Source organism: Streptomyces bacillaris (assembly GCF_003268675.1).
GTDB classification, from domain to species: Bacteria; Actinomycetota; Actinomycetes; order Streptomycetales; family Streptomycetaceae; genus Streptomyces; species Streptomyces bacillaris.
Genome location: NZ_CP029378.1, coordinates 6,614,591 through 6,633,008, shown reverse-complemented (window position 1 = coordinate 6,633,008; position 18,418 = coordinate 6,614,591). Strand labels below are relative to the sequence as shown.

General features: G+C 70.6%; 19 protein-coding genes and 1 pseudogene. 2 read left to right on the top strand and 18 right to left on the bottom strand.

Features of this window, described 5'->3' with window-relative positions; all coding sequences use genetic code 11:
- Positions 1-19: 19 nt before the first annotated feature.
- The 9 genes from tatA to DJ476_RS28895 all read right to left on the bottom strand — a co-directional run bounded on the left by tatA (position 20) and on the right by DJ476_RS28895 (position 7,596).
- Entirely contained in the window at positions 20-316 is a 297-nt protein-coding gene (gene tatA / locus DJ476_RS28935; protein ID WP_015607501.1) for a Sec-independent protein translocase subunit TatA, read from the bottom strand.
- 230 nt (positions 317-546) lie between these two features.
- The gene (locus DJ476_RS28930; protein WP_028419996.1) at positions 547-744 is read right to left on the bottom strand and encodes a hypothetical protein; all 198 of its coding nucleotides are present in this window, start codon (positions 742-744) and stop codon (positions 547-549) included.
- A gap of 38 nt (positions 745-782) precedes the next feature.
- Positions 783-1,136 (bottom strand): hypothetical protein, encoded by a 354-nt coding sequence (locus DJ476_RS28925; protein WP_381148928.1) that lies wholly within the window; start codon positions 1,134-1,136, stop codon positions 783-785.
- A gap of 241 nt (positions 1,137-1,377) precedes the next feature.
- Entirely contained in the window at positions 1,378-2,334 is a 957-nt protein-coding gene (locus DJ476_RS28920; protein ID WP_103418387.1) for a helix-turn-helix transcriptional regulator, read from the bottom strand.
- Between the two features lie 13 nt (positions 2,335-2,347).
- Complete coding sequence (locus DJ476_RS28915) at positions 2,348-3,301, bottom strand: helix-turn-helix transcriptional regulator (RefSeq protein WP_103418388.1); 954 nt, start codon at positions 3,299-3,301, stop codon at positions 2,348-2,350.
- A gap of 158 nt (positions 3,302-3,459) precedes the next feature.
- The gene (locus DJ476_RS28910; protein WP_019766127.1) at positions 3,460-3,831 is read right to left on the bottom strand and encodes an FKBP-type peptidyl-prolyl cis-trans isomerase; all 372 of its coding nucleotides are present in this window, start codon (positions 3,829-3,831) and stop codon (positions 3,460-3,462) included.
- A 67-nt stretch (positions 3,832-3,898) separates the two neighbouring features.
- Positions 3,899-4,837, bottom strand: a complete 939-nt coding sequence (locus tag DJ476_RS28905; RefSeq protein ID WP_070204743.1) for an FKBP-type peptidyl-prolyl cis-trans isomerase — start codon at positions 4,835-4,837, stop codon at positions 3,899-3,901.
- Positions 4,838-4,965: 128 nt separating this feature from the next.
- Positions 4,966-6,327: a Pup--protein ligase gene (gene pafA / locus DJ476_RS28900; RefSeq protein WP_026237495.1), complete on the bottom strand. Its 1,362-nt coding sequence runs from the start codon at positions 6,325-6,327 to the stop codon at positions 4,966-4,968.
- Positions 6,328-6,336: 9 nt separating this feature from the next.
- The gene (locus tag DJ476_RS28895) at positions 6,337-7,596 is read right to left on the bottom strand and encodes an MFS transporter (RefSeq protein ID WP_112491882.1); all 1,260 of its coding nucleotides are present in this window, start codon (positions 7,594-7,596) and stop codon (positions 6,337-6,339) included.
- 133 nt (positions 7,597-7,729) lie between these two features.
- Between DJ476_RS28895 and DJ476_RS28890 the strand changes: the two genes are divergently transcribed.
- Positions 7,730-8,767 (top strand): LacI family DNA-binding transcriptional regulator, encoded by a 1,038-nt coding sequence (locus DJ476_RS28890; RefSeq protein ID WP_112491881.1) that lies wholly within the window; start codon positions 7,730-7,732, stop codon positions 8,765-8,767.
- A gap of 45 nt (positions 8,768-8,812) precedes the next feature.
- Here DJ476_RS28890 and prcA read toward each other — a convergent pair whose 3' ends face one another.
- The 6 genes and pseudogenes from prcA to arc all read right to left on the bottom strand — a co-directional run bounded on the left by prcA (position 8,813) and on the right by arc (position 14,678).
- A complete protein-coding gene (gene prcA, locus DJ476_RS28885) occupies positions 8,813-9,622 on the bottom strand; it encodes a proteasome subunit alpha (protein ID WP_053561895.1) in 810 nt (269 codons plus the stop codon).
- Positions 9,623-9,680: 58 nt separating this feature from the next.
- Positions 9,681-10,526, bottom strand: coding sequence for a proteasome subunit beta (gene prcB / locus DJ476_RS28880; RefSeq protein ID WP_029395679.1), 846 nt, complete (start codon positions 10,524-10,526; stop codon positions 9,681-9,683).
- Positions 10,478-10,664 (bottom strand): annotated as a pseudogene (locus DJ476_RS35835) (endonuclease domain-containing protein); the annotation flags it as partial. The pseudogene DJ476_RS35835 and the gene prcB, both read right to left, overlap by 49 nt.
- Before the next feature lie 153 nt (positions 10,665-10,817).
- A complete protein-coding gene (locus DJ476_RS28870; protein WP_003970166.1) occupies positions 10,818-11,036 on the bottom strand; it encodes a ubiquitin-like protein Pup in 219 nt (72 codons plus the stop codon).
- A gap of 129 nt (positions 11,037-11,165) precedes the next feature.
- Entirely contained in the window at positions 11,166-12,677 is a 1,512-nt protein-coding gene (gene dop / locus DJ476_RS28865; RefSeq protein ID WP_070204739.1) for a depupylase/deamidase Dop, read from the bottom strand.
- 234 nt (positions 12,678-12,911) lie between these two features.
- Positions 12,912-14,678 (bottom strand): proteasome ATPase, encoded by a 1,767-nt coding sequence (arc, locus tag DJ476_RS28860; protein WP_103418411.1) that lies wholly within the window; start codon positions 14,676-14,678, stop codon positions 12,912-12,914.
- Positions 14,679-14,918: 240 nt separating this feature from the next.
- Here arc and DJ476_RS28850 point away from each other — a divergent pair, with 240 nt between their 5' ends.
- Positions 14,919-15,230 (top strand): ferredoxin, encoded by a 312-nt coding sequence (locus DJ476_RS28850; RefSeq protein ID WP_019766121.1) that lies wholly within the window; start codon positions 14,919-14,921, stop codon positions 15,228-15,230.
- Between the two features lie 52 nt (positions 15,231-15,282).
- Here DJ476_RS28850 and DJ476_RS28845 read toward each other — a convergent pair whose 3' ends face one another.
- The 3 genes from DJ476_RS28845 to DJ476_RS28835 form a co-directional block, all read right to left on the bottom strand.
- A complete protein-coding gene (locus DJ476_RS28845; protein ID WP_112492653.1) occupies positions 15,283-15,852 on the bottom strand; it encodes a hypothetical protein in 570 nt (189 codons plus the stop codon).
- Between the two features lie 215 nt (positions 15,853-16,067).
- A complete protein-coding gene (locus tag DJ476_RS28840) occupies positions 16,068-16,982 on the bottom strand; it encodes a tRNA (adenine-N1)-methyltransferase (protein ID WP_018487896.1) in 915 nt (304 codons plus the stop codon).
- A 31-nt stretch (positions 16,983-17,013) separates the two neighbouring features.
- Positions 17,014-18,264, bottom strand: coding sequence for a site-2 protease family protein (locus tag DJ476_RS28835; protein ID WP_070204737.1), 1,251 nt, complete (start codon positions 18,262-18,264; stop codon positions 17,014-17,016).
- Positions 18,265-18,418 lie beyond the last annotated feature (154 nt).

Below are 18,418 nucleotides of genomic sequence, written 5' to 3'. Positions count from 1 at the left end.
CGGCGGAGCGTGTCGGCGGTCAGCTCTGGGTGGTGGGCTTGGGCTCGTTGACCGGGCGGGAGCTGGTGACGTCTCCCGGGGCGGCCTGGATGGTGCGGGCGGTGGTGGACTGCGGAGGGGCCGGGTCCGCGACGGTCTCCGTCGTGGGCGTGGCGGTCGCCGCGTCGTCCTTCTTCATGGCCTTGGCCTCGCTCTTGAGGATGCGGGCCGACTTGCCGAGCGAACGCGCCATGTCGGGAAGCTTCTTGGCACCGAAGAGCAGCAGGATGACAGCGATGATCAGAACGATCTCGAGGGGCTTCAGATTGCCGATCATGTGCGACTTCCTTCTCACTGAGGCGGCTGGAGGGTGGGCTCGCTACCCGTTCGACCGGGCATACGTCCGATCATTGCGCTTGACAGCGATCGTAACCCGCAGGGGTAAACGCGAGGCAATGCCCGTGCGTACTGCGGCTTGCGGCCCGTACTTCACTGCCTGGGCCGCCTCATGCAGCGTACCCCTCGGGGCTGTCGGGCATCAGGGCGCGGGCCTGTCGCGCCCGGCCGTCACCGCAGGCTGTCGCCGGTGGCCGCGAGGCGGGTGGCCGCACGTTCGAGGTCTTCCGACGCCTGGCTGATCCGCTCGGTGGTGGCGGTGACCTGGCGGCCGAGCCGCTGCGCCTCGACGAAGACCTTGATGCCGAGGACGCCGAGGACGGCGACGCCCAGGAATCCCAGGGCGATGGCGAGCATGGGCCAGAACATGGGGGGAGTGCCTCTTCCTACGGGCGGTGCGGGGGGCGCTAGGGCGTGGCGTGCAGGCGGAGGGTGCGTACGCCGCCGCCGGTGAGCAGTTCGATGATGCGCTCCCCCGCGGGTTTGCGGACCGGGGCCGCGCACTGGGGGCAGGTGAAGGTGTAGAAGGTGGTACGGCGGCTGGCGCCGATGGCCAGCCGCAGCGCTTCCGCGGCCAGTTCGAAGCGTCCCCGGCAGTCGGGGCACGCGGCCCGGAACCGTACGGCGGCGGGCACGGGCACCGGAACGGGCCCGGTACGGACGGTGGCGGCGGCCGGGGCGGTGGCATCGGGCGTGCCTCTACGACCAGCGCCATCGGGAGTGCCGGTACGGCCGGTGCCTCCGGGCGTGCCGGTGCGGATGGCGGCGGCCGAGACAGTTCCAACGGGAGCGCCGCTACGACCAGTGCCACCGGGATTGCCGGTACGGGCAGTTCCGCCGGGCCCCCCGTTGCGAGCGGCGGCCGATGCGGCGCCCATGGGCTGCCCGCTCCGGCCGGTGACCGTACCGCCGCCGTCGGCCGCCTCCGTACGGGCGCCCGGCACGGACGGCGCGACCGGCATCAGGTACGTCGGGTGCATCTCGTCTCCGCTCCCGGCCCGCTCAGAGCGTCTCGTCGTACGCGGCCAGCGCCTCGCGGGCGGCCCTGCGGGCGCTCTCGGCCAGCTCCGGCGGGGTGACGATGCGGCCCTCGCCGCCCAGGCGCAGGGCGAGGCGGCGCAGCGAGGCCGGGTCAGGGGTGCGCAGGGTGATGCGGAGGCCGCCGTCCGGCAGTTCCTCGGCGCTGTCGTGCGGGTAGTACTCCGCGACCCAGCGGCCGCCGGTGGTGACCTCGATGACGACCTCGGGGTCCTCGGCGGCGGGGTGGACGAGCCCTTCGGAGAGGTCGCGCAGCTCCAGCTCGGGCGGGGCGGCGGGGGCGTCCAGGAGGCGGATCTCGGCGACCCGGTCGAGCCGGAAGGTCCGGCGGTCCTCCGAGAGCCGGCACCAGCCCTCCATATAGGTGTGGCCGACGGCGAAGAGGCGGATCGGGTCGACCTCGCGCTCGGTGAGTTCATCGCGGGCGGGCGAGTAGTAGCGCAGCCAGAGGCGGCGGCGCTCGGAGATGGCCCGGTCGACGTCCGCGAAGACGCCGCCCTCGGACTCGAAGGTCACCGAGAGCCGGGAGCTGGCCGCCCCGGACTCCCCGGCCGCCGTCTCCAGTTTGGCGGTGGCCCGGAGCAGGGCCTCGCGGTCGCTCTCGCGCAGCCCGGGCAGGGTGGCGACGGCACGGGCGGCGACGAGCAGGGCGGTGGCCTCGTCGGCGGCGAGCCGGAGCGGTTCCGCGACGTCGTCCGGGTTGTGCCACCAGATGCGGTCGCCGTCGGTGTCGATGTCGAGGAGGTCGCCGCCGCGGAAGCTGGTGCCGCACATGGGCAGGACGTCGAGGTCGGAGATCAGCTCGTCCTCGGTGATGCCGAAGGCCCGTGCCACGTCCTGGACGTGGGCGCCGGGGCGCTCGCGGAGGTAGGTCACCAGGGAGAGCATCCGACGGGTCTGGTCGATCGCGTTCGTGGCCATCGCTCGGTTCCCCCTAGTCCTTGGCCACGGCGCGCAGCCGGTCCACCACATCGGCCCGCAGATCGGCGGGTTCCTCCACGACGACGTCCGGCCCGAACTCGACGAGCCAGGCGTCGAGGCCGTGTCCGTACGGGATCTCCAGCTCGTCCCAGCCGTCGCCGCGCTCCGTGACCGATATCGCCCGCGACCGCAGCGGGTAGCCGGCCCCGGCGCGGAGCCTGATCCGGGCGGTCCGGGTGGCGGTCTCGCCGGCCCAGCTCTCCACGGTCTCGCGGACGGTGACGACGTCGGGCACGTCGGCGGTGAAGGCTCCGGCGCGGGAGCGGACCTTGCCGGTGATGCGGGAGAGCCGGAAGACGCGCTCGGCGCCGCGGCCGCGGTCCCAGCCCGCGAGGTACCAGTGGCCGCGCCAGCATTCGAGGGTCCAGGGTTCGACCTGGCGCTGCTCGGGGGCGGCGGAATTGGCCTTGCGGTAGTCGAAGGTGACGGGGCGGCGGTCGCGGCAGGCGAGCATCAGGGGCTCGAAGGCCGCCTCGTGGACGGGGATACGGGGTTCGAGGGCGCTGTGCACCTCGTAGGCGTCTTCGGCCTCGGGCATGCCGGCCGCGCGGAGCTTCTGGAGCGCGCCGCTGGCGGCCCCGGCGAGACGGGCCTGCTGCCAGACCTTGGCGGCGAGGCCGAGGGCGGCGGCCTCCTCGGCGTCCAGGGTGATGGGCGGCAGCCGGTTGCTGTCGCGGCGGGCCAGATAGCCGGTGTCGCCGTCCAGGTTCTCGACGGTCTCGATGACCAGGCCCAGTTCGCGCAGGTCGTCCTTGTCCCGCTCGAACATCCGGTTGAAGGAGTCGTCGGAGCCCGCTTCGAGGTAGGCCTCGATGGAGCCGCGCAGCTCGCGCTTGCTGAGCGGACGCCGGGTCCCCAGGAGGCACAGCGCGAGGTTCATCAACCGCTCGGCCTTGGCAATCGCCATCGACGCCCTTTCTCTGGTGCTCTACGACGGTCGACCGTACCGCCCCGGGGTGTCGGTTCCAAAGCGAGCCCGTGGTCCGGACCACGGCGGGGCCCGCCGAACGGCGAGGGCCCCCACCGCACCGGTGGGGGCCCTCACTCACGCGCGTCCGGGACGGCTCAGACCGAGACCAGGTCGCAGACGAAGATCAGCGTCTCGCCCGGGGCGATGGCGCTGCCCGCGCCGCGGTCGCCGTACGCGAGGTGCGCCGGGATGGTCAGCTGGCGGCGGCCGCCGACCTTCATGCCCTGCACGCCCTGGTCCCAGCCGGAGATGACCTGGCCGACACCGAGCTGGAAGGCCAGCGGGGTGCCGCGGTTCCAGGAGGCGTCGAACTCCTCGCCGGTGGAGAAGGCCACGCCCACGTAGTGGACCTGGACCCGGTCGCCGGCCTTGGCGACGGGGCCGTCGCCCTCCCAGATGTCCTTGATCTCCAGGTCGGCCGGCGGCTCGCCACCCGGGAAGTCGATCTCGGGCTTCTCGATGCTCACGGAACTGCTCCTCAAAATGATGAACTGGGCAACCGGGACAGTCTTACATCCCTGGCCAGGCACGGCTTCACATCTTGGCCAGCACGTCCACGGCGAAGACCAGCGTGGAGTTCTTCGGGATGGCCTGCTGCTGCTGGTCGCCGAATGCCTGGTCCGGCGGGATGACCAGGAGGACGCGGCTGCCGACCTTCTTGCCGATCAGGCCGTCCTTGAGGCCCTTCAGGGTGACCTGGGCGAGCGGGAAGGTCTGGGTCTTGCCCTGGGTGTAGGTGGAGTCGAACTCCTTGGCGTCCTTCCAGACCATGCCGACGTAGTTCACGACGACGCTGTCGGTCTCCTTGATGACCTCGCCGTCGGACTCCAGGATGTAGGTGGAGGACAGCTTCTTCGGCGGGTCGCTCTTGGGGATGGTGACCTTCGGCGCCTTGCCGTCGTCGTTGGTGCCGACCTTGGGCAGGTCGATGTTGTCCTGGGCGACCTCGGTGCCCTTGGCGGAGGCCGGGATCTGGGTGGCCTTCAGGATGTCGACGACGAAGACGAGGGTGGCGTTGGGCTTGATGTCGCCCTGGCCCTGCTCGCCGTAGCCGAGGTCCGGGGGGATGACGAGCTGGACGCGGCTGCCGACCTTCTGGCCGACGAGGCCCTTGTCCCAGCCCTGGATGACCATGCCCGCGCCGAGCGTCAGGTCGAAGGGCTGCTTGCGGTCGAAGCTGTTGTCGAACGGCTTGTCGGAGTCCCACGACTGACCGAGGTAGTTGACCTGGATCGCGTCGCCGTTCTTGAGCTTCGCGCCGTCCCCGTCGCTGATGACCTCGGTCTTCAGCTCCTTGGGCGGGTCTCCCTTGCCCTTGGAGAGGGTGGGCTTCTCGCCGAACTTCGCGCCTGCGGTGATCGCGGGCACGCCGTTCTTGGACGAGGCGGAGTCGGAGGCCTTGTCGTCGCTGCCGCAGGCCACTGCCGACAGCAGCAGGAGGGGGGCGACGAGAAGGCCGGCAATTCGGCGCACTGGTTCCTCAGATCTCAGGGGGCACTGTGGTTAGTCCGAACCACTCTAGGCCGTGGAGAAGGCCCCGTACGAGGAACGTACGGGGCCCTGTCCTACGACGAAGGTCCGGGGGGCGCCCCGGGCGCCGCTCACATGCCGGCGATCAGCTTCTCCACCCGCTCGTCCACGGAGCGGAACGGGTCCTTGCAGAGCACCGTCCGCTGCGCCTGGTCGTTGAGCTTGAGGTGGACCCAGTCGACGGTGAAGTCCCGCCGCTGCTCCTGGGCCCGGCGGATGAAGTCGCCGCGGAGCCTGGCCCGGGTGGTCTGCGGGGGCACCGACTTGCCCTCGAAGATCTTCAGGTCGTTGCAGATGCGGGCGGTCTGGCCCTTCTTCTCCAGGAGGTAGAAGAGGCCCCGGCGGCGGTGGATGTCGTGGTAGGCGAGGTCTATCTGGGCGACCCGCGGGTTCGACATGGTCATGTTGTGCTTGGCCCGGTACCGCTCGATGAGCTTGTACTTCATGACCCAGTCGATCTCGGTGTCGATCCGGTCGAGATCCTCGGCCTCGACGGCGTCGAGCGTGCGGCCCCACAGCTCCAGGACCTGGTCGACGGTGCCGGTGCGGATGCCCCGGCGCTCGACGAAGTCCACGGCCTTCTCGTAGTACTCCCGCTGGATCTCGATGGCCGAGGCCTCGCGCCCGCTGGCCAGGCGCACCTTGCGGCGGCCGGTGAGGTCGTGGCTGACCTCGCGGATGGCCCGGATCGGGTTCTCCAGGGTCAGGTCGCGCATCACCGTGCCCGCCTCGATCATGCGGAGCACCAGGTCGGTGGCGCCGACCTTGAGCAGCATGGTCGTCTCGGACATGTTCGAGTCACCGACGATGACGTGGAGGCGGCGGTACCGCTCGGCGTCGGCGTGGGGTTCGTCGCGGGTGTTGATGATCGGCCGGGAGCGGGTGGTCGCGGAGCTGACGCCCTCCCAGATGTGCTCGGCGCGCTGGCTGACGCAGTAGACGGCGCCGCGCGGGGTCTGGAGCACCTTGCCCGCCCCGCAGATGAGCTGCCGGGTGACGAGGAAGGGGATGAGGATGTCCGCGAGCCGGGAGAATTCTCCGTGCCGGGCGACGAGGTAGTTCTCGTGGCACCCGTAGGAGTTTCCCGCCGAGTCGGTGTTGTTCTTGAAGAGATAGACGTCGCCCGCGATTCCCTCCTCGTGCAGGCGGCGTTCGGCGTCGACGAGCAGGCCTTCGAGAATGCGCTCGCCCGCCTTGTCGTGCGTGACCAGCTCGGTCACGTTGTCGCATTCGGGGGTTGCATATTCCGGATGCGATCCCACGTCGAGGTAGAGGCGGGCGCCGTTCCGCAGAAAGACGTTGCTGCTGCGGCCCCATGACACAACACGGCGGAAGAGGTAGCGCGCCACTTCGTCAGGTGACAGTCGGCGCTGTCCCCTGAACGTGCACGTGACGCCGTACTCGTTCTCCAGCCCGAAAATGCGGCGGTCCATGACTGAACATTACGCCTTACGGCCGGTGCTGAAACCGGGTTCGACAGCACCGTTTCGATCATTTTCCGATCCCGCCACGACCTGGGCCGTACGGGCGGGAGCTGTGAGAACCCTTCCGGTGGCGAGCAGGACGGCCAGGGCGGCCACTCCCCCGGCCCCCGCGACGGCGAAGCTCCAGGCGGTCGAGCCCAGTTCGACGGCCGGTCCCGCGGCGGCCGTGCCGACGGCCGCGCCCACCCCGAAGGTGGTGACGAGCCAGGAGAACGCCTCGGTCACCGTGCCGCGCGGGGCGTGCCGGTCCACCACGATGAACGAGCAGGCGATGGCCGGGGCGAGGAAGACGCCGGCCAGGGCGGCGAGGGCGGTCATGGCGGGGACCGACGGGGTGAGCGTCAGCGGCAGGTAGCCGAGCGCCAGCAGGGCGACGATCACCCGCAGCCGCTTCTCCGGCTCCCCCGACCACTGCCGCGCCCCGTAGCCGAGCCCTCCGATCAGGGCGCCGAGGCCGAGCGCGGCCATCAGCCAGCCGTACACCGACTCCCGGCCGTGGTCGTCGGCGTAGGCGACCCCGGCCACGGTGATGGAGCCGAGCGCGAGCCCGACGAAGAAGAACGCGCCGAGCAGCGCGAGGAGCCCGGGCGAGCGCAGGGCGCCCAGCCAGTGGGCCTCGCGGGGTGCGGAGCGCCAGGTGCGGGAGGGCTCGGAGAGGACCACCGACAGGGCGCCGAGGACGCCGATGGCGTTGATGACGAGCAGGGCGGCGGCGGGGGACCAGAGGGAGACCAGGAGCGTCACCAGGAGCGGCCCGACGGTGAACATGACCTCCTGCGCCACGGCGTCCAGGGCGTACGCGCGGTGCACCCGGTCCTCGCGCTTCAGCACGCTGGGCCACAGGGCCCGCAGGCCGCCCTCCAGGGGCGGGGTGGCGACTCCGGCGACGACCACGGCCGCGTACGCCAGTGGCAGCGAGCCGAGCCCGGCCACGGCGAACAGGGCCATGCCGAGCGCGGAGAGCACGGCGGCGGGGAACTGGACGCGCGGCTGCCCGTACAGGTCGACGGCCCGGCCGAGCAGCGGCTGTCCGACGGCGGTGGCCAGTCCGTACGCGGCGGCCAGGGCGCCGGCCAGGGTGTAGCTGCCGCCCTCGGCCCGGGTGAAGAGCACGATCGCGATGTGCGCGGTGCCGTTGGGCAGCCTCCCCACCAGCGTGCCCGTCAGCAGCCGGGCGGCGTGCCGCGCCCGGAGGATGTCCAGATATCCCGCGGCCATTCCCTGCCCCTCTCCGCCGGACGGCTGCCACCACCCGAGGTTTTACGTATAACGTCGAGGTTCATACGTACCATGTGCGCAGCCCGCCGGTCCACCTCGCGGCGGCATGGAACCAGCCCGCACGGAGGCCCGCGTGACCGACCCGCACCAGCCCGCTCCGCCCCGGCCCACCAGCCGCGACGTGGCCCGCGCGGCAGGCGTCTCGCAGGCGACGGTCTCGCTGGTGCTGGGCGAGAAGTGGCCGGGCCGGGTCTCCGAGGCCACCGCCCAGCGGGTCCGGGAGAGCGCGGCGGAGCTGGGGTACCGGCCCAATCTGGCCGCCCGCAGCCTCCGGCTCGGCCGGACCAGGACGGCCCTGCTGGTGGTGCCGGCGCTCACCAACGAGTTCTTCGCCCGGGTCCACACGGGGGCCGCCGCCGTCGCCGCCGAGCACGACTTCGGCGTGGTGCTCTACCCCTCGCCGGACGGCACGGGCCCGGCCCGGGACCCCTTCGCCTCGGCGCGCGCCTCGCTGGACGGGGTGATCGCCTCCTCGATGGCCTCCGCCGCGCTGAGCGCCCTGCACGGGGCCGATCTGCCGCTGGTGATGCTGGACAGCGACCCGGCCGGGACGGACGCGGCGGCCCACGTCAACCTGGACATCGCCGACGGCATGCGCCAGGTGACGGACCATCTGCTGGGCCTCGGCCACCGCCGCTTCGTCCATCTCGCGTCCGCCGTGGACACCTGGACGTTCGCGGTCCGCGCCCAGGCCCTGCACGAGGCGGTGGACGCGGTACCGGGCGCCGAGGTGCGTACGGTACGGGCCCCGCTCGATGTCCGGGCCGGGCGGGAGGCGGCCGAGCAGGCGCTGACCGTCACCGGGGAGCGGCCCACGGCGATCGTCTGCGACGACGACATCCTGGCGGCGGGCGCGTGCAAGGCGGCCCGGCGGCTCGGGCTGCGGGTGCCGGACGACCTCTCGGTCACCGGCTTCGACGACCTGGCCCTGGCCACCGCCGTGGAGCCGGAGCTGACCACCGTCCAGCTGCCCGCCGAGCAGGTCGGGGAGCGCGGCATGGCGGCCCTGCTGGCCGTGCTGGAGGGCCGCGGGACCGAGGCGGACAGCCTGCCGGTGCGGCTGGTCGTCCGTGGCTCCACGGCGCCACCGGCCGCCCCCTCCCGGACATGACGGATGCCCCCGGGCCTGGGCCCGGGGGCATCGAGGGCGTGCTGTCTACTCCTCGGTGGAGCCGGAGGAGCTGCCGGTGCCCGTGTCGGTGTCCGGCCCGGTGGTGTCGGTCTCCTCCACGTCGGACGGGGCGTCCGTCGGGGTGGTGCTCGCCGTCTCCGCTTCGAGGAGCCGGGCCAGCTGGCGGCCGACGATCCGCTTGAACTTGCGCTGCTGGGGCCGCGTACGGTCCAGCACGGCGACCTCGAGGCGCTCGGCGGGGATCTCCCGCTCGCCGCCCCCGGGCTCCCGGGAGAGCGCCTGGACGGCCAGCTTGAGCGCCTCGGCGAGCGTCATGCCGTCGCGGTGGCGCTGGTCCAGGAAGCTGCTGATCTGCTCGGCGTTGCCGCCGACCGCGACCGAGCCGTGCTCGTCCACGATCGAACCGTCGTGCGGCAGCCGGTAGATCTGGTCGCCCTCGGGAGCCGTGCCGACCTCGGCGACGACCAGCTCCACCTCGTACGGCTTCTCGGCCGCGCTGGAGAAGATGGTGCCGAGCGTCTGGGCGTAGACGTTGGCCAGCCCACGGGCCGTCACATCGTCCCGGTCGTAGGTGTATCCGCGGAGATCGGCGTAGCGGACACCGCCGATGCGGAGGTTCTCGTACTCGTTGTACTTGCCGGCGGCCGCGAAGCCGATCCGGTCATAGATCTCGCTGAACTTGTGCAGCGCGCGGGACGGGTTCTCGCCGACGAACACAATGCCGTCGGCATACTGCAGCACAACGAGGCTGCGACCACGGGCGATGCCCTTGCGGGCGTATTCCGCCCGGTCGGCCATGGCCTGCTGGGGTGAGACATAGAACGGCGTCGACACCGGCTATCCGTCCCTTTCTGTCAGTGACGAGTGCTTCTGGGGAGGCTCGGAGTCCGGATCAGAGCAGCGCGGCGCGCGGGCCGTCGGGCTGCTCCAGGCGGCGCTCCAGGATGGAGCGCGCGATGTCGGAGGACTCCTGGTCGCTCAGCCTCCGGAAGCCTTCGTCGGTGATGACGGTGACGATCGGATAGATCCGGCGGGCCACGTCCGGGCCGCCGGTCGCCGAGTCGTCGTCCGCGGCGTCGTACAGCGCCTGCACGACGAGGGTGAGGGCCTGCTCCTCCGTCAGATCCTCGCGGTAGAGCTTCTTCATGGAGCCCCGGGCGAAGATGGACCCGGAGCCGGTGGCGGCGTAACCGTTCTCCTCGGAGCGGCCGCCCGTGACGTCGTACGAGAAGATGCGGCCCTTCTCGCGGTCGACGTCGTAACCCGCGAAGAGGGGGACCACGGCGAGCCCCTGCATGGCCATGGCCAGGTTGGAGCGGATCATGGTGGAGAGCCGGTTGGCCTTGCCCTCCAGGGAGAGCTGGGCGCCCTCGACCTTCTCGAAGTGCTCCAGCTCCAGCTGGAAGAGCTTGACCATCTCCACGGCCAGTCCGGCGGTGCCGGCGATGCCCACCGCCGAGTACTCGTCGGCCGGGAAGACCTTCTCGATGTCGCGCTGCGCGATCATGTTGCCCATGGTGGCGCGCCGGTCGCCGGCCAGGACCACGCCACCGGGGAAGGTGGCCGCCACGATGGTCGTCCCGTGCGGTGCCTCGATCGCCCCCTGGAGCGGCGGCAGGCTCCGGTTGCCCGGGAGCATCTCGGGCGACTGGTCGGCCAGGAAGTCCATGAACGAGGACGACCCCGGCGTCAGGAAGGCAGCTGGTAGACGCCCGGTGCTACGAGTGTTGGCTTCCACGCGTTTCCCTCCAGGTATGCGATGGCCCTGCGCAAGAGAGTCAGGATCATCCCCCAACTTGCCGATGGCCGAATTGCCGTTCAAGCGACGTACGCCACGGACCCTACCCGCCCGGGGGCGGTGATCCACATGTTCGGCGGAGGGATCTGCGCGGATCCCGCGCCCGTCGGCCGGTGGCGCTCCTCCGGGTGGCGAGCGGGGTGACGGCGGCCGCCGTGGCGGTCGCCGTCACCCCGTCTCCCCCGGGCACTACGGTCGCCCGGAACCCTCCCGGGCGTTCACACTCGTGAACTACTGTCCACCCTTTTGAACGAAGGAACGGACGAAGTCCTCGGCGTTCTCCTCCAGGACGTCGTCGATCTCGTCCAGGACCGAGTCGACATCGTCGCTCAGCTTCTCCTGGCGCTCCGCGAGGTCCTCGGACGCCTGCGCGTCCTGCGCCTGCTCCTCGACCTCCTCGGTGGAGCGCGTCGCCTTCTGCTGTCCGCCGCCGGTGTCCTTGGTCGCCATGTAGCTCACCCCGCTCGGTTCGAAGCAATCGAAGCTCTTGATCAGACCCTACCCACGGGGTCCGACATTTGGCCCGGTAGTTGTTGAACGTCCGGGCCTCGGTTGATTGATTCCCAGCCCGGACACCTTTCAGCCGCCCGAGAGCACCCGGACCAGCTCCTCCGCCGTACGGCAGCGGTCGAGCAGGCCCTCGACGTGCTCCCGGGTCCCCCGCAGGGGCTCCAGGGTGGGCACGCGCTGGAGCGAGTCGCGGTCCGGCAGGTCGAAGATCACCGAGTCCCAGGAGGCGGCCGCCACGTCGTCGGCGTACTGCTCCAGACAGCGGCCCCGGAAGTAGGCCCGGGTGTCCTCCGGAGGCTTCGTACGGGCCCTGGTGACGTCGTCCTCGTCCAGGAGGCGCTTCATCCGCCCCCGGGCCGCCAGACGGTTGTAGAGGCCCTTGTCGGGACGTACGTCGGCGTACTGGAGGTCGACGAGATGCAGCCGGGGGGCGTCCCAGTCCAGCGAGTCGCGGCGGCGGTAGCCCTCCATCAGCTCCCGCTTGGCGATCCAGTCCAGTTCGCCCGCCAGGCTCATCGGGTCGGTCTCCAGCCGGTTGAGGGTGTCCTCCCACCGGGTCAGGATGTCCTTGGTCTGCTCGTCGGCGTCGGTGCCGTACCGCTCGTCGACGTATTTGCGCGCCAGCTCGAAGTACTCCATCTGGAGCTGGACAGCGGTGAGTGTCCGGCCGCTGCGGAGCGTGATCAGGTGGTGGAGGTCCGGGTCGTGCGAGACCTGGTGCAGCGTGCGGACGGGCTGGTCGACGGCGAGGTCGACGGTGATGAAGGCGTCCTCGATCATGGACAGCACCAGGGAGGTGGTGCCGAGCTTCAGATAGGTCGAGATCTCCGAGAGGTTGGCGTCGCCGATGATCACATGGAGCCGGCGGTACTTCTCCGCGTCGGAGTGGGGCTCGTCCCGGGTGTTGATGATGGGGCGCTTGAGCGTGGTCTCCAGCCCGACCTCGACCTCGAAGTAGTCGGCGCGCTGGCTGATCTGGAAGCCGTGCTCCTGGCCGTCCTGGCCGATGCCGACCCGTCCCGCGCCGGTGACGACCTGGCGGGAGACGAAGAACGGCGTCAGATGGCGCACGATGTCCGAGAACGGGGTCTCCCGCTTCATCAGGTAGTTCTCGTGCGTGCCGTAGGAGGCGCCCTTGTTGTCGGTGTTGTTCTTGTAGAGGTGGATCGGCTGGGCACCGGGGATGGCGGCGGCCCGTTCGGCGGCCTCGGCCATGATCCGTTCGCCGGCCTTGTCCCAGAGGACCGCGTCGAGCGGGTTGGTGATCTCCGGTGAGCTGTATTCGGGGTGCGCGTGGTCGACGTAGAGCCGGGCACCGTTGGTGAGGATGACATTGGCCAGGCCGATGTCCTCGTCGGTGAGCTGGCTGGAGTCGGCGGTCTCACGGGCGAGGTCGAAGCCTCGCGCGTCACGCAGCGGATTCTCCTCCTCGAAGTCCCAGCGGGCGCGTCGCGCCCGGTGCATCGCCGCCGCGTACGCGTTGACGATCTGGGACGAGGTGAGCATGGCATTGGCGTTCGGGTGACCGGGGACGGAGATCCCGTACTCCGTCTCGATGCCCATCACTCGCCGTACGGTCATGCGGCCCTCCTTGCCCGGCGTCGGCCCCGTCCGGGAGCGACGCTCAAGTACCGCTGCTTGTCCGGTGCGTGTGCGGTGCCCGTGACCGCACTGCGCGACTCGGCGGTACCGCAGAGCCTAGAGCGCCTCTGCGCCGGTGGGGAGATCAATTACGACATTGCTCCGGCATGGCCGGAACGGGGGAAAACGACCGGCTGCGGATACCTCTCCAGGCATCCGCAGCCGGTCGGCGTATTACAGGTACTGGCCGGTATTGGCCACCGTGTCGATGGAGCGTCCGGTGTCCGCGCCCTGCTTTCCGGTGACGAGCGTGCGGATGAAGACGATCCGCTCGCCCTTCTTGCCGGAAATCCTGGCCCAGTCGTCCGGGTTGGTCGTGTTGGGCAGGTCCTCGTTCTCCTTGAACTCGTCCACGCAGGCCTGCAGGAGATGAGCGACCCGCAGCCCCTTCTGGCCCTGTTCCAGGAATGCCTTGATGGCCATTTTCTTTGCCCGGTCGACGATGTTCTGAATCATCGCGCCGGAGTTGAAGTCCTTGAAGTAGAGGACTTCCTTGTCACCGTTGGCGTACGTCACCTCGAGGAAGCGGTTCTCCTCGGACTCCGTGTACATCCGCTCCACGACCGACTGGATCATGGCGTGGGCGGCGGCCTCGCGCGAGCCGGTGTGCTCGGAGAGGTCGTCCGCGTGCAGCGGCAGCGAGGGGGTCAGGTACTTCGCGAAGATGTCCTTCGCGGCCTCGGCGTCCGGACGCTCGATCTTGATCTTCACATCGAGTCGGCCGGGTCGCAGGATGGCCGGGTCGATCATGTCCTCGCGGTTGGAGGCGCCGATGACGATGACGTTCTCCAGGCCCTCCACACCGTCGATCTCGGCGAGCAGCTGCGGGACGATGGTGTTCTCCACGTCCGAGCTGACGCCGCTGCCGCGGGTGCGGAAGAGCGACTCCATCTCGTCGAAGAAGACGATGACGGGGGTGCCCTCGCTCGCCTTCTCCCGGGCACGCTGGAAGACCAGGCGGATGTGGCGCTCGGTCTCACCGACGTACTTGTTGAGCAGCTCGGGGCCCTTGATATTGAGGAAGTAGCTCTTCCCCGCGGGCTGCCCGGTCACCTCGGCGACCTTCTTGGCGAGCGAATTGGCGACGGCCTTGGCGATGAGCGTCTTGCCGCAGCCGGGCGGGCCGTAGAGCAGGATGCCCTTCGGCGGTCGCAGTTCGTGCTCCTTGAAGAGGTCGGGGTGGAGGTAGGGCAGCTCGACCGCGTCGCGGATCAGCTCGATCTGGTCGCCCAGACCGCCGATCTTGTTGTAGTCGATGTCCGGAACCTCTTCGAGGACGAGCTCCTCGACCTCGCTCTTCGGGACCACCTCGTAGACGTAGCCGGACCGGGAGTCGAGCAGCAGGGCGTCGCCGGGGCGGATGGTGATGTCCAGCAGCGGCTCGGCGAGCCGCACCACCCTCTCCTCGTCGGTGTGCCCGACCACCAGGGCCCGCTCGCCGTCCTCGAGGATCTCCTTGAGGGTGACGATGTCCCCGGCCCGCTCGAACTCCATGGCCTCGACCACGTTGAGCGCTTCGTTGAGCATGACCTCCTGGCCGCGCCGGAGGTCCTCCAGCTCGACGCTGGGAGACACGTTCACCCGGAGCTTGCGGCCCCCGGTGAAGATGTCGCAGGTGCCGTCCTCGTTGGCCTGCAGGAAGACACCGAAGCCGGCCGGCGGCTGGGCCAGCCGGTCGACCTCCTCCTTGAGGGCCACGATCTGGTCACGCGCCTCACGGAGCGTGTTGGCGAGCCGCTCGTTCTGTGCGGACACGCCTGCCAGATTCGTCTGCAACTCGACGATCCGCTCTTCGAGAATCCTCGTATGACGCGGAGAGTCGGCGAGCTTACGTCGCAGGACGGCGATTTCCTGCTCGAGATAGGCAACCTGGCCGGCTGGGTCCTCGGACCCGCGCGCGGGCCGGATGCCGCGGTTGATGTCGTCGTCGTGGGCTGCCACGGTCCTCACCTCCTCCATGGGGAGCTGGACGCTTCCTGACCCTACCTGGGCTGGTGGTGATTGAAACCCCTAGATCACAAAGACTGCGGGGTGTGTCCGATCTTCACCCTTGCGCTCTCCCTCACGTCAAGGGAATACCCACCCTTCGGCGCCGGAAAGCCGCCGGTTGTATCGTCGAAGCGTTCAACACCCGTCAGGGCTGGCTCCCATGGGTTCGGATACGCAGGAACGGCAGGACACATGACCGTGCAGCAGGACGCGCCGGGCGACGGCGACGCGCAGGACCTGGAGGTCTGGATCGACCAGGACCTCTGTACGGGCGACGGCATCTGCGCGCAGTACGCGCCGGAGGTCTTCGAGCTGGACATCGACGGCCTGGCGTACGTGAAGAGCGCCGAGGACGAGCTGCTGCAGGACCCCGGCGCCACCACCCCGGTGCCGCTGACACTCCTCCAGGACGTGGTCGATTCGGCCAAGGAGTGCCCCGGGGACTGCATCCATGTCCGGCGGGTCAAGGACAGCGTCGAGGTGTACGGGCCGGACGCGGCCTGATCCGTACGGTGACGGCGCGCCCCGTACGGTCACCCCCGCCCGTACGGTCACCTCACACGGCGCGCGCGAGGTCTCCGGTCGTGCGCACGAACGCCTTGCCCTGATACCGCCAGGAGGCCTGTTCCTCCTGGTCGGGGCAGCAGCGGGGGACCTCCAGCGAGGAGTAGCCGAGCAGGGTGGCCGAGACGCGTCCCTCCCGTACGGCGAAGTCCGTGACGGTCTTCCTGTCGGCGGGGTCCACCAGGGTCGCCACGACCCTCGGCGCGGCCCCGCTCCCCTGGGTCAGGACGTAGATGCCGCTGGGCGGGGTCCCGGAGCCCGCGTCGCAGTGCACCACGGCCACCGTCTCCGGCCGCCCGTCCCCGTCGAGGTCCCCGGGGGCCTGCTTGGCCACCGTGGTCCCGGCCCCGCCGCACTCCAGGGGGAAGTCCACACCCGCCGGGTCCGGGGCGGCCACGGGCGTGGTGGTGCGCTTCTCGGGGGCCGTGGCGGTGGCGGTGGCCGTACGGGGCTGGAGCAGCCCGGCCAGGGCGACGACGGCGGCCATGGCGGCGGCCGTGGCGAGCCAGTGCACCGGCTTCGTGGCGGTGTGCGCGAGGTCCGGGAGCGCGGAGGTCTGCACGCGGTGTCTCTCCATGTGGTTCCTGGGAGCCCGGGAGGGGGCGGGGCACCCCCGAGGGGTGGCCAGCATCGTGCCACACCTCACACGCCGGGGGAACGGCGGGGTGTGCGCCGGTTTCACCGCAGGGGCGCGTTCCGGACGGCAACAGGAAGGCGCCGCCGTGGAGTTCCCCGGTCGGTCGGGGAACTCCACGGCGGCGCCGGTTCGTTGGGCGGTCAGCCGCGGTCGGCGGAGCCTCCGCGGCTCTGGCTGCCCGGTCCCTCGTAGTCCTCGCCGTAGGCGCCCTTGGAGGGGCGGCGGCGGCGCAGCGGCGGCTCGACGCCGTCCGCGAGGCGGCGGGCGGTGACCAGGAAGCCGGTGTGGCCGATCATCCGGTGGTCGGGGCGGACGGCCAGGCCCTCGACGTGCCAGTTGCGGATCATCGACTCCCAGGGCTGCGGTTCGGCGAAGCAGCCGATCTCGCGGATGGACTCGACGGTGCGCGAGAGCTGGGTGGTGGTGGCCACGTAGGCGCAGAGGATGCCGCCGGGCACCAGGGCCTTGGAGACGGCCTCCAGGCACTCCCAGGGGGCGAGCATGTCCAGCACGACGCGGTCGACGTCGGTGTCGGAGAGGTTGTCCTGGAGGTCTCCGACGGTCAGCTGCCAGGCGGGGTGCGGCGAGCCGAAGTAGCGCTCGACGTTCTGCCGGGCGATCTCCGCGAAGTCCTCACGGCGCTCGTAGGAGTGCAGCATGCCCTGCTCGCCGATGGCTCGCAGCAGGAAGGTGGAGAGGGAGCCGGAGCCGACCCCTGCCTCCACGACGCGGGCGCCGGGGAAGATGTCCGCGAAGGCCAGGATCTGGCCCGCGTCCTTGGGGTAGACCACGGCGGCGCCGCGGGGCATGGAGAGGACGTAGTCGGGGAGCAGGGGGCGCAGCGCGAGGTAGGCGACGTTTCCCGTGGTTCGGACAACACTGCCCTCGGGAGCACCGATCAGCTCGTCGTGCTGGAAAGAACCCTTGTGGGTGTGGAAGTTCTTCCCGGCTTCGAGCGTGAAGGTGTAGTGGCGTCCCTTGGGGTCGGTGAGCTGTACCTGGTCCCCGACCTTGAAGGGCCCACGTCGGCGGGCGGCACCGGTCGGTTCAGACATGTGACCAGCCTACCGGTGCCGCGGGGCCCCTTCAGGACTCGGGGCGGGCCATGGCCTTGACGAAGGCGCGCTCGACGTCGGCGGTGGAGAGGACTCCGTAGATCTGGCCGGTCTCCTCGACGACCAGGTACTCGGTGGCCGGGGTGGCCTTGAGCCGGTCCAGGAGGGCTTCGCCGGCCAGTTCGGCGGGGACCTTCATGCCCTCGGTGAGGTCCTGGGCGAGGCCGCTGACGGCGACCCAGGGGCGGCGGTGTTCGGGGACGCCGACGATGGCGGCCTCGCGGACGACGCCCTTGGGGTTGCCCTGTCCGTCGACGACGACGAGGGCGCGGGCTCCTGCCTCGTTGGCCCGGCGCAGCGCCTCGGAGAGGGGGGTGGCGGACTCGACGGGGACGGCGCGGCGGGTGAGGGTGCGGGCGCGGAGGTCGGGCAGGTGCTCGCGGAGGCGGGCCATGCGCAGGCTGTTCCCGGCGCCGGTCCAGATGATGCCGGCCAGGATCGCGGCGAGGAGCGCGTCCATGACGGTCTCCACCCCGCCGATCTCCTGGTTGGCGCTGCCGACGGCCCCGGTGTGGGTGAGCAGCGGCAGCCCGATGAGGACGGTGACGGCGAGGCCCCGGCCGACCCAGGCGGCGGCGACGGTGCCGCTCATGGGCTTGCCGGTGATCTTCCAGACGACGGCGCGGAGCATCCGGCCGCCGTCGAGGGGCAGGCCGGGGAGCAGGTTGAAGGCGGCCACGATGAGGTTGGAGATCATCAGTCCGGCGAGCAGGACGCCGGGGACGGTGCCGGGCTCGACGAACTGCATCGCGCCGTAGAAGATCCCGCCGAGGACGAGGGAGAGGAGGGGGCCGACGAAGGCGAGGATGAACTCGCGGCCGGGGGTCTCGGTCTCCTTCTCGATCTCGGAGACGCCGCCGAAGAACTGGAGCTGGATGCGGCGGACGGGCAGCTTGTAGTGCAGGGCGGCGACCGTGTGGGCCAGTTCGTGGACGAGTACGGAGGCGTAGAAGGCGATCGCGAAGAAGAGGGCGACGAGATAGCGGGCGCCGCCCAGCTCGGGCAGGACCCGGTCGAGCTGGCCGCCGAAGACCCAGGTGATCAGTGCGGCGACGACGAACCAGCTGGGTGCCACGTAGACGGGCACGCCGAAGGGGCGGCCCATGAGCAGGCCGCCGCCCGGTTCGGCGGGGCGTCTGGGCTGCTCGCCACCGGGGGCGGCGCCGGGGTCGGTTCCCCCTGCGCCGGGCTGCGGCCGCCCGCTGTCGCCGCTCTTGTCCACGTGGTCCCTTCGGTTCGGTGTGTGGCCCGCGCCACGATGACGCGCGTCACGAGGGTCTGCCGTCGATGGTATGCCGCTGACTGTCGGTGGCGGGCCGTAGGGTCTGAGACATGACCTCCGTGCCCCGGCCGCCGCAGCCGCCTTCGTCCCTGTC

Bases quoted from the DNA above. Each gene is read 5' to 3' on its own strand.
- pafA (WP_026237495.1), bottom strand. From the start codon at position 6,327: ATGGACCGCCGCATTTTCGGGCTGGAGAACGAGTACGGCGTCACGTGC.
- DJ476_RS28840 (WP_018487896.1), bottom strand. From the start codon at position 16,982: ATGTCTGAACCGACCGGTGCCGCCCGCCGACGTGGGCCCTTCAAGGTC.
- DJ476_RS28915 (WP_103418388.1), bottom strand. From the start codon at position 3,301: ATGGCGATTGCCAAGGCCGAGCGGTTGATGAACCTCGCGCTGTGCCTC.
- DJ476_RS28920 (WP_103418387.1), bottom strand. From the start codon at position 2,334: ATGGCCACGAACGCGATCGACCAGACCCGTCGGATGCTCTCCCTGGTG.
- DJ476_RS28870 (WP_003970166.1), bottom strand. From the start codon at position 11,036: ATGGCGACCAAGGACACCGGCGGCGGACAGCAGAAGGCGACGCGCTCC.
- DJ476_RS28895 (WP_112491882.1), bottom strand. From the start codon at position 7,596: ATGGCCGCGGGATATCTGGACATCCTCCGGGCGCGGCACGCCGCCCGG.
- dop (WP_070204739.1), bottom strand. From the start codon at position 12,677: ATGACCGTACGGCGAGTGATGGGCATCGAGACGGAGTACGGGATCTCC.
- DJ476_RS28850 (WP_019766121.1), top strand. From the start codon at position 14,919: ATGACCGTGCAGCAGGACGCGCCGGGCGACGGCGACGCGCAGGACCTG.
- tatA (WP_015607501.1), bottom strand. From the start codon at position 316: ATGATCGGCAATCTGAAGCCCCTCGAGATCGTTCTGATCATCGCTGTC.
- DJ476_RS28930 (WP_028419996.1), bottom strand. From the start codon at position 744: ATGTTCTGGCCCATGCTCGCCATCGCCCTGGGATTCCTGGGCGTCGCC.